The sequence below is a fragment of the Bradyrhizobium sp. PRIMUS42 genome (assembly GCF_023006515.1).
Lineage (GTDB): Bacteria > Pseudomonadota > Alphaproteobacteria > Rhizobiales > Xanthobacteraceae > Bradyrhizobium.
Map to the genome: position 1 here is coordinate 1 of NZ_JALBGZ010000183.1, position 9,550 is coordinate 9,550.

General features: G+C 63.2%; 10 protein-coding genes and 1 pseudogene. 9 read left to right on the top strand and 2 right to left on the bottom strand.

Translation table 11 applies throughout. From position 1 onward, the window contains the following. The 8 genes from MOV75_RS16015 to MOV75_RS16050 all read left to right on the top strand — a co-directional run. Positions 1–895: cysteine desulfurase family protein (locus tag MOV75_RS16015; protein ID WP_247006157.1), on the top strand; the 895-nt coding region annotated here is incomplete at its 5' end. Positions 896–1,008: 113 nt separating this feature from the next. Next, entirely contained in the window at positions 1,009–2,505 is a 1,497-nt protein-coding gene (gene sufB / locus MOV75_RS16020) for a Fe-S cluster assembly protein SufB (RefSeq protein WP_246924914.1), read from the top strand. Positions 2,506–2,636: 131 nt separating this feature from the next. Further along, positions 2,637–3,389 (top strand): Fe-S cluster assembly ATPase SufC, encoded by a 753-nt coding sequence (gene sufC / locus MOV75_RS16025; RefSeq protein ID WP_247006158.1) that lies wholly within the window; start codon positions 2,637–2,639, stop codon positions 3,387–3,389. Between the two features lie 12 nt (positions 3,390–3,401). Continuing rightward, the gene (gene sufD, locus MOV75_RS16030; RefSeq protein ID WP_247006159.1) at positions 3,402–4,706 is read left to right on the top strand and encodes a Fe-S cluster assembly protein SufD; all 1,305 of its coding nucleotides are present in this window, start codon (positions 3,402–3,404) and stop codon (positions 4,704–4,706) included. Then, positions 4,703–5,950 (top strand): cysteine desulfurase, encoded by a 1,248-nt coding sequence (locus MOV75_RS16035; RefSeq protein ID WP_247006161.1) that lies wholly within the window; start codon positions 4,703–4,705, stop codon positions 5,948–5,950. Before sufD ends, MOV75_RS16035 begins: the two co-directional genes overlap by 4 nt. Then, positions 5,947–6,318 (top strand): SUF system Fe-S cluster assembly protein, encoded by a 372-nt coding sequence (locus tag MOV75_RS16040; protein WP_011087115.1) that lies wholly within the window; start codon positions 5,947–5,949, stop codon positions 6,316–6,318. Before MOV75_RS16035 ends, MOV75_RS16040 begins: the two co-directional genes overlap by 4 nt. Positions 6,319–6,367: 49 nt before the next feature. Continuing rightward, the gene (locus tag MOV75_RS16045) at positions 6,368–6,778 is read left to right on the top strand and encodes an iron-sulfur cluster assembly accessory protein (protein WP_200494154.1); all 411 of its coding nucleotides are present in this window, start codon (positions 6,368–6,370) and stop codon (positions 6,776–6,778) included. A gap of 167 nt (positions 6,779–6,945) precedes the next feature. After that, complete coding sequence (locus tag MOV75_RS16050; protein WP_247006163.1) at positions 6,946–7,386, top strand: TfoX/Sxy family protein; 441 nt, start codon at positions 6,946–6,948, stop codon at positions 7,384–7,386. 70 nt (positions 7,387–7,456) lie between these two features. On the opposite strand, the gene fabA is transcribed toward MOV75_RS16050, so the two are convergent. Together fabA and MOV75_RS16060 are read right to left on the bottom strand one after the other, a co-directional pair. Beyond that, positions 7,457–7,987: a bifunctional 3-hydroxydecanoyl-ACP dehydratase/trans-2-decenoyl-ACP isomerase gene (gene fabA / locus MOV75_RS16055; RefSeq protein ID WP_246924900.1), complete on the bottom strand. Its 531-nt coding sequence runs from the start codon at positions 7,985–7,987 to the stop codon at positions 7,457–7,459. Between the two features lie 179 nt (positions 7,988–8,166). Continuing rightward, the gene (locus MOV75_RS16060; RefSeq protein WP_246924897.1) at positions 8,167–9,234 is read right to left on the bottom strand and encodes a GGDEF domain-containing protein; all 1,068 of its coding nucleotides are present in this window, start codon (positions 9,232–9,234) and stop codon (positions 8,167–8,169) included. A 207-nt stretch (positions 9,235–9,441) separates the two neighbouring features. Here MOV75_RS16060 and MOV75_RS16065 point away from each other — a divergent pair. Next, positions 9,442–9,534 (top strand): annotated as a pseudogene (locus MOV75_RS16065) (AtzH-like domain-containing protein); the annotation flags it as partial. Positions 9,535–9,550 lie beyond the last annotated feature (16 nt).

Sequence of the window (9,550 nt, forward strand, 5' to 3'; positions counted from 1 at the left end):
CCTGCGACGCCCAACCGGCGGCCCGGTCGAGCGGTTGCTGGTCTCGGCCGTAGAGCACGCTTCGGTGCTGGCTGGCGGCCGGTTCGCGACGGACAAGATCGGTCTTATCCCTGTATTGCGCTCCGGTGTGGTTGATCTCGACCATCTCAGGAGCCTGCTCGGTGAGGGTCCCCCGGCACTGGTTTCCGTCATGGCGGCGAACAACGAAACCGGCGCGGTCCAACCGGTTGCGGAAGTCGCCCGGATCGTCCACGAGGCCGGCGGCCTCCTGCATGTCGATGCAATCCAGGCGTTCGCAAAAATTCCGTTCGAAATCAACGCCATGGGCGTGGATCTTGCGACTTTCTCTGCCCATAAGATCGGTGGCCCCAAGGGGGTCGGCGCGCTTGTCGTGGCGGAGGGACTGACGGGATTGGAGCCGTTGCTGCGGGGAGGTGGCCAGGAGCTGAACCGGCGCGCGGGAACGGAGAATGTTGCGGGAATCGCGGGCTTCGGCGCCGCCGTGAAGGTCGCGCTTCAGACTCTTTCGGAAGATACAGAGCAGATGGCAACCCTCAGAAATCGCTTGGAAAATGGCATCCGAGGGATTGCGGGCGCAACGATCTTTTCGGAGGAGATTGAGCGGTTGCCAAATACCGTCCTGTTCACCGCGCCCGGCCTCAAGGCTGAGACCGCCGTGATTGGCTTCGACCTCGAAGGGGTCGCGGTTTCCTCCGGTTCGGCCTGTTCTTCGGGCAAGGTGCAGCCGTCCCACGTTCTTTCGGCCATGGGCTATGACCCGGTGGTTGCCCAGGGAGCGGTGCGCCTCAGTCTGGGCTGGTCCACGGAACCAGAGGACATCAATAGGGCGTTAGAGGCTTGGCGAAAGCTCGGTAATACCCTACTTAGAGGCTAAGCGACGAAACACGGCTTGAACGGTTCTAAGCGCGTGCTTTCGGCCAGAAAACATCGTAATACTCGTCCGAGTTTGATCCACCGCGGTCCTTGAAACCGCGAGCGGAGGATAGAATGCCAGCCGTGCAAGAGACGGTCGAGCGCGTGAAGCGCATCGACGTCGATCAGTATCGTTATGGGTTTGAGACCCTGATCGAGTCCGACAAGGCCCCCAAGGGGCTGTCGGAAGAGACCGTCAAGTTCATCTCCGAGAAGAAGAACGAACCCGCCTGGATGCTCCAGTGGCGGCTCGAGGCCTATCGGCGCTGGCTGACCATGACCGAGCCGACCTGGGCCCGCGTCGACTATCCCAAGATCGACTTCCAGGACCTCTATTACTATTCGGCGCCGAAGCCGAAGAAGACGATCAGTTCGCTCGACGAGATCGATCCGGAGATCCTGAAGACCTACGAGAAGCTCGGCATTCCCTTGCGGGAAGTCGCGATGCTCGAAGGCGTCGAGCCCAAGCCCGGCGATCAGGATCCTGCCCGGCGCAAGATCGCGGTCGACGCGGTCTTCGACTCGGTGTCGGTTGCGACCACGTTCCAGGCTGAGTTGAAGAAGGCCGGCGTGATCTTCATGCCGATCTCGGAAGCCATCCGCGAGCACCCTGAATTGGTGCAGAAATATCTCGGCTCGGTGGTTCCGACCTCGGACAATTTCTATGCGACGCTGAACTCGGCGGTGTTCTCCGACGGCTCGTTCGTCTACGTGCCGCCCGGCGTGCGCTGCCCGATGGAGCTGTCGACCTATTTCCGCATCAACGAGCGCAACACCGGCCAGTTCGAACGCACGCTGATCATCGCGGACAAGGGCTCCTACGTCTCCTATCTCGAGGGCTGCACCGCGCCGCAGCGCGACGAGAACCAGCTGCATGCCGCCGTGGTCGAGCTCGTCGCGCATGACGACGCCGAGATCAAATATTCGACGGTGCAGAACTGGTACCCCGGCAATTCCGAGGGCAAGGGCGGCATCTACAATTTCGTCACCAAACGTGGCGACTGCCGTGGCGACCGCTCCAAGATTTCCTGGACCCAGGTCGAGACCGGCTCCGCCATCACCTGGAAATATCCGAGCTGCATCCTGCGCGGCGACAATTCCAGCGGCGAGTTCTATTCGATCGCGATTTCCAACGGCTATCAGCAGGTCGACAGCGGCACCAAGATGATCCATCTCGGCAAGAACACGTCGAGCCGGATCATCTCCAAGGGCATCGCCGCCGGCAAGTCGCAGAACACCTATCGCGGCCTCGTCACGGCGCACCGGAAAGCCACTGGCGCTCGCAATTTCACGGCCTGTGACTCGCTCCTGATCGGCGACAAATGCGGCGCGCACACCGTGCCCTACATCGAAGCCAAGAACTCCTCGGCGACGTTCGAGCACGAGGCGACGACCTCGAAGATCTCCGAGGACGTGCTGTTCTACTGCATCCAGCGCGGTCTTTCGCAGGAAGAAGCCGTCGGCCTCGTCGTCAACGGCTTCGTCAAGGACGTGCTGCAGCAACTGCCGATGGAGTTCGCGGTGGAAGCGCAGAAGCTGATCTCGATCTCGCTTGAAGGGTCGGTCGGCTAGCTTCGGCCTCATCCCGCGGAGGCCGCGCAAGCGGCCGTCTCGAAGGATGGCTACCGGAAAGATTGTTGGCCTCGTCCTTCGAGACGCGCCTCCGGCGCTCCTCAGGGTGAGGGGATAGATGGAAAAACATTATGGCTTTGCTTGAAGTGAAAGACCTGAAGGTTCGTGTCGAGGAGCGTGAGATCCTCCACGGGCTGACGCTGACCGTGAACGAAGGCGAGATCCACGCCATCATGGGGCCGAACGGCTCCGGCAAATCGACGCTCTCGCACGTCATCGCCGGCAAGCCCGGCTATGAGGTCACCGACGGCCAGATCCTGTTTCGGGGCGAGGACCTCCTGGAAATGTCGCCGGATATGCGCGCCGCCAAGGGCGTGTTCCTGGCGTTCCAGTACCCGGTCGAGATTCCCGGCGTCGCCACCATGAATTTTCTGCGTACGGCACTGAACGCCCAGCGCAAGGCGCGGGGCGAGGATGAATTCTCCACTCCTGACTTCCTCAGGAAGGTCCGCGAGGTCTCGAAGTCGCTGAACATTCCGCAGGACATGCTCAAGCGCGGCGTCAATGTCGGCTTCTCCGGCGGCGAGAAGAAGCGCAACGAGGTGCTGCAGATGGCCCTGTTCGAGCCGAGCCTGTGCATCCTCGACGAGATGGATTCCGGCCTCGACATCGACGCGCTGCGCATCGCGGCCGACGGCGTCAACGCGCTGCACTCGCCCAAGCGCGCGATGGTCGTGATCACCCATTATCAGCGGCTGCTCAACTACATCGTGCCCGACGTCGTGCACGTGATGTCGAAGGGCCGTGTCGTGAAGAGCGGCGGCAAGGAACTGGCGCTGGAGCTGGAAGCGTCTGGCTACGCCCAGTTCGAGGATGCCGCGTAAGGATTGTTTGCAATGAACGTTGCTGTGGCAAAGACCGGAAAGGGCCGCGCGGTGAGCGATCTCTTCACCAGCGCCGAGGGCCGGCTGCCGGGTTCGTCCGCGGTCACCGCAGTGCGCCGCGAGGCGTTCGAGACCTATGAGCGTCTCGGCCTGCCGCACCGCCGGATCGAGGAATGGAAATACACCGATCTGCGTGCATTGGTCGGCGAGGTACTGCCGCTGGCAGCCGCGCCCGATGCGGCTGCGCTGAAACGCGCCGCGGACGCGGCGAAGGTGCATGCGATCGCAGGTGCCCGCAAGCTTGTGCTGGTCGACGGCGTGTTCGCCGCCGATCTGTCCGACGTCAAGGCGCTCGCCTCCGAGATGGGCTTCAAGACTCTGCGGGAGACGCTGGATCAGGACGTCGATCTCCTGAAGACCGCCTCCACGGATGCGGTGATCGCGCTGAACGCGGCGATGGCAACCGACGGCGTCGTGTTGTCGATCGCGGATGGCGCGCAACTGTCCGCGCCGATCCAGATCATTCACATCGCGACCGCGGCTTCCGTCTCGGCCTTCACCCGCTCGCGGGTCGTGATCGGGAAGGGCGTCCACGCCACCCTCATCGAGAGCTTTGTCGCGGCCGGTGCGAAAGCCTATCAGGTCAACGATGCCGTTATCCTCTCGGTCGGCGACAACGCCGATGTCGCACATATCCGCCTGATGGACGATGCACCCGACGCGGTGAACATCACCTCGCAATTCGTCACCGTCGGCGCGAACACCAAGCTGAATTTCTTCAACATGACCACCGGCGCTGCGGTGAGCCGCCTCCAGGGCTTCATCACGCTGGCGGGTGAGGGCAGCGAGCTCTCCGCCAACGGCGTCAACCTGTTGCAGAAGACCGAGCATGGCGACACCACGCTGGTGGTCGACCACGCCGTGCCGAACTGCGTCAGCCGCGAGATCTTCCGCGCCGTGATCGACGACCGCGCGCATTCGGTGTTCCAGGGCCGCATCATCGTCCGTCCCGACGCGCAGAAGACCGACGGCAAGATGATGACGCGCGCGCTGCTGCTCTCGGACGAAGCCGAGGCAGACAACAAGCCCGAGCTCGAGATCTTCGCCGACGACGTCTCCTGCGGCCACGGCGCCACCGCCGGCGCGCTGGACGACAGCCTCTTGTTCTATCTGAAGGCGCGTGGCCTGCCGGAGAAGCAGGCTCAGGCGCTGTTGATCCAGGCTTTCGTGGGCGAGGCGATCGAGCAAATCGCCGATGACGGCTTGCGCGAGCACGTGATCGGCATCGCCGAGCGCTGGCTGGAGCGGCGCCAATGAGCACGCATCCCGCAGTCAAGAACGGCGCCTACGATGTCGCCCGCGTACGCCGGGACTTTCCGGCGCTTGCCATGCAGGTCTATGGCAAGCCGCTGGTCTATCTCGACAACGCGGCGTCCGCACAGAAGCCGAGTTCCGTGCTCGATCGTATGACGCAGGCCTATACGAGCGAATATGCCAACGTGCATCGCGGCCTGCATTACCTCGCCAATGCCGCGACCGAGGCCTATGAGGGCGGTCGCACCAAGGTGGCGCAGTTCATCAATGCGCCCCGCACCGAGGAAGTGATCTTCACCCGCAATGCGACCGAGGCGATCAACCTGGTCGCGTCGTCCTGGGGCGGGCCGAATATCAAAGAGGGTGACGAGATCGTCATCTCGATCATGGAGCACCACTCCAACATCGTGCCCTGGCATTTCCTCAGGGAGCGCCAGGGTGCCGTGATCAAGTGGGCGCCGGTGGACGACGAGGGCAATTTTCTCATCGACGAATTCGAGAAGCTGCTGACCGCCAAGACCAAGCTGGTCGCGATCACGCAGATGTCGAACGCGCTCGGCACCATCGTGCCGGTCAAGGACGTCGTGAAGATCGCCCATGCCCGCGGCATTCCCGTGCTGGTCGACGGCAGCCAGGGCGCGGTGCATCTGCCCGTCGACGTCCAGGACATCGGCTGCGATTTCTATGTCTTCACTGGGCACAAGGTCTACGGGCCGACCGGAATCGGTGTGCTCTGGGCCAAGTATGACCATCTTGTCGCGATGCGCCCCTTTAACGGCGGCGGCGAGATGATCCGCGAGGTCTCGCGTGACGTCGTCACCTATGGCGATCCCCCGCACAAGTTCGAAGCGGGCACGCCCGCGATCGTCGAGGCCGTCGGCCTTGGGGCTGCCATCGACTATGTCAACTCGATTGGCAAGGAGCGCATCGCCGCGCACGAGCACGATCTCACCACCTACGCCCAGGACAAGCTGCGCGAGATCAACTCGCTGCGGCTGATCGGCACGGCGCGGGGCAAGGGCCCGGTGATCTCCTTCGAGCTGAAGGGCGCCCACGCCCACGATGTCGCCACCGTAATCGACCGCCAGGGCATCGCGGTGCGCGCCGGCACCCATTGCGTGATGCCGCTTTTAGAGCGGTTCAACGTCACGGCTACCTGCCGGGCCTCGTTCGGCATGTATAATACGCGGGAAGAAGTCGATCATCTGGCACAGGCGCTCTTGAAGGCGCGGGATTTGTTCGCATGAGTGACACGGCCGAAATCAAAGCCAATCCGATGGAAACCCGGTCGGCGCTGCCGCCGGAGGAAACCGAGCGGCTGACCACCGAGATCATCGCGGGCCTCAAGACCGTGTTCGATCCGGAGATTCCGGCCGACATCTACGAGCTCGGCCTGATCTACAAGGTCGAGATCAAGGACGACCGCTCGGTCGATGTCCAGATGACGCTGACGACGCCGAACTGCCCGGCCGCCGGCGAGCTGCCGACCATGGTCGAGAACGCGGTCGCCAGCGTCCCTGGCGTCGGCGTGGTCGACGTCAAGGTCGTCTGGGAGCCGCCGTGGACGCCCGAACGCATGAGCGACGAGGCCCGCCTCGTGCTCAACATGTGGTGACGGTCTCTGCTCGCATTGAATTCGCTCCGCAACGGACCACATAGATAATATGACCCAGATTTCGTCAGGCTCGACACCAGCTTCGACACCAAAGCCCCGGCGGCCCCGCCCGCAGGTGATGCGGCTGACGGACGCCGCTGCCCAGCGCATCACCGAACTGACCCAGCGCGCCGATTCCGAGATCGTCGGCCTGCGCGTCGGCGTGAAGAACGGCGGCTGCGCCGGCCAGTCCTACACGGTCGAATACGCCCATGACGTTCGCCCGACCGACGAGGTCGTCGAGGACAAGGGCGTCAAGATCCTGGTCGACCCCAAGGCCGTTCTGTTCCTGCTCGGCACCGAGATGGACTACAAAGCCGACAAGATGCAGGCTCAGTTCGTCTTCAACAACCCCAACCAGATCTCTGCCTGCGGCTGCGGCGAGTCGGTCGAACTGCGGCCGGCGAAGATCGACGGGTAGTTAGCCCAACGCTCCGCTCCCGTGTCCCGGACGCGCTGCAGCGCGCTTGCGCTGCTGCGCAGAGCCGGGACCCACGCTATAATTCCCGTCGTAGAGGGACTGGGCCCCGGCTCAGCAGCGCACCGTTTCACGGCGCGCTGCGTCCGGGGCACGAGAGAGTTGCGCGCATGGACCGCGAATTCCTGACCGACCTGTTCGCCGATTTCGGCCCCGTCACCATCCGAAAAATGTTCTCCGGCTACGGCATCTCCGCCGATGGCATCAACTTCGCGCTGGCCTTGCGTGCCGGCCTGTTCTTCCGCGCCGACGAGGTGACCATCCCGTACTTTGAAGCCGAAGGCTCAAAGCCGTTCCAATATTCGACCCGCGCCAAGACGGTGATCGTGAACTCCTACTGGGAGCTGCCGGCGCGCCTGTTCGACGATTCCGAGGAGCTGGTGCAATGGGCGAGGGCGGCACTCGCCGCCGCGCAGCGTGCCAAGGTGAAGACACGGCCGAAGGGGAAGAAGGCGGCGAAGGCCGCGAAGAAAGTCGCTCGAAAGCCGGCAAAGAAGGCAGTCAAGAAAACGGTGCGTAGGGTGGGCAAAGCGAAGCGTGCCCACCGTTAAGCTGCTGATTGTGGAGAAGATGGTGGGCCCGGCGCTGGCGCGCCTTTGCCCACCCTACAGGATCTGATGCTTAATCCACAGCCTTGGTCAGGCCCACGCGCATATCCTTGGCCGTGAAGACACAGACGCCGTCGGCAAGCACGCGGCCGTCGGCGATGCCGAGCACCAGCTTGCCGCGGCGGACCATGCGCATGGCGACCTCGTAGCGAACGCGCCGGGCGTCTGGTGTGATCTCGCCGGTGCACTCCACCTCGCCGACGCCGATGGCGCGGCCCTTGCCGGGCGAACCCGACCAGCCAAGCCAATAGCCGATCATCTGCCACATGGCGTCGAGCCCTAGCGTTGGCGGCATCATCGCGTCGCCGCGATAGTGGCAATCGAAGAACCAGTGGCTGGGTGCGATGTCGAGCTCGCCGACGATATGGCCCTTGCCGAACGTGCCGCCGTCCACGCTGATCTCCGTGATGCGATCCATCATCAGCATCGGCGGTGCCGGCAATTGCGCATTGCCCGGGCCGAAATAGCCGCCTTCGCTCGATCTCAGCAACTCGTCCCTGGTGTAGGACGGTTGCGGCGTGTGAAAGTCGTGGGGGTTGGGCAAGACGACAAGTCCTCAATGCTCAGGCGGCGAGGAGGATGTTGCTTGCCGCCGAAGAATGTCAAGCGGGCGGTGCCGTAGGGTGGGCAAAGGCGCGTAGCACGGTGCCCACGGTCTTTCCATGATCGAGACAGGTGGTGGGCACGCTTCGCTTTGCCCACCCTACGGCAACTCGCGGAAGCCTACGCCACGCGGCTGTGGGTCTCGACCGCGTATTCCGGATCGGCTTCGCAGATCACGCGGTTGCGGCCGTTACGCTTGGCGGCGTAGAGACAGGCATCCGCACGCTCGATCAGCGCATCGGTGTCGTCGCCCTGCTTGAGCATCGAAACGCCGACGGAGATGGTGACGCGGCCGAGGATCTCGCCGGTGGACTTCTTCTTCAATTCCTTCGCCATCACTGCGCGCCGGATGTGGTCGGCCACCGTGAGGGCCTGACGCAAGGCGGTGTTGGGCAGCACGACCGCGAACTCCTCGCCGCCATAGCGTGCGGTGATATCCTGGCCCTTGATGGTCTGCTTCAGCGAAAGGCCGACGAGCCGCAGCACCTGGTCGCCGGTCAGATGGCCGTAGGAATCGTTGAACGATTTGAAGTGATCGATGTCGACCAGCAGCAGCGACAGCGGCTCGCCCGAAGCGAGCGCGCTCTGCACGGCCATATCGATCATGCGATCGAAATATTTGCGGTTGCCGAGTCCGGTGAGCGGGTCGGTCAGGCTCTCCGCGCGGATCGCCTCCAGGCTCTGCTGGAGATTGCTGATCTCGTTCTTCGACAGCGTCAGCCGGTCTTCCAACGCCTTGTTGGTCTCACGCATCTCGTTGGTCGAACGCAGCAGCGTTTCGACGATCGACTTGATCTGGTCGCGGCTCTTGGCCGACGAGAGTTTTTCAGTGGCGCCCGACAAGCTGGCATCGTAGGAGCCGGTCATGCCGAGCGCATCGCTCAAGACCTTCATCACGTCGTCGATCTCGCCGATGACGCGCGCGCCGACCTTGTCGATGCGGTCGGTGGTCTTGATGTGGGAGAGATAGGTCTCGTAGATCTGTTCGAGATCGGCTTCGGTCAGCTTGCCGCTGCGCGCCAGCGTCTCGTTGACGATCTTGTTGAGCGGCGCGTTGTAGCCGGTGGCGTAGACGTACCAGATCTCGTAGTTGCGGGGAATTGCCGTCTGTCGCAGCGATCGGATCTGACCGAGCGCTACCTCGGCGAACGCCATCGTGCGTTCGTGTTCGTCGAGAACCTTAACCACGGAACATACCCCACAGCGGTCGATGCGCCGTCGACCGCAGCAATGCTTAAATTATGTTCGTAGGCTAACGGACGATCGTGAACGCCCCGTAAATATACGTTCACGAATGCATCTAAAAAATTGTGCGGCGGGTTTGCTCAACCGAAACCTGGAGCGCGCCGCGCTTCAGGCCCCGGCGGGGGAGCGAACCGGCCTCAGCAGAAACGCCGGCAGATGCAGACCTGGATTCGCTTCTCCGAGGGCTGGCGCGTCGTCGCTGCCCATGTCAGCATCATCGACGAGCCGAAAGAGACCGCATGAGGCTGGACGAGTTTCC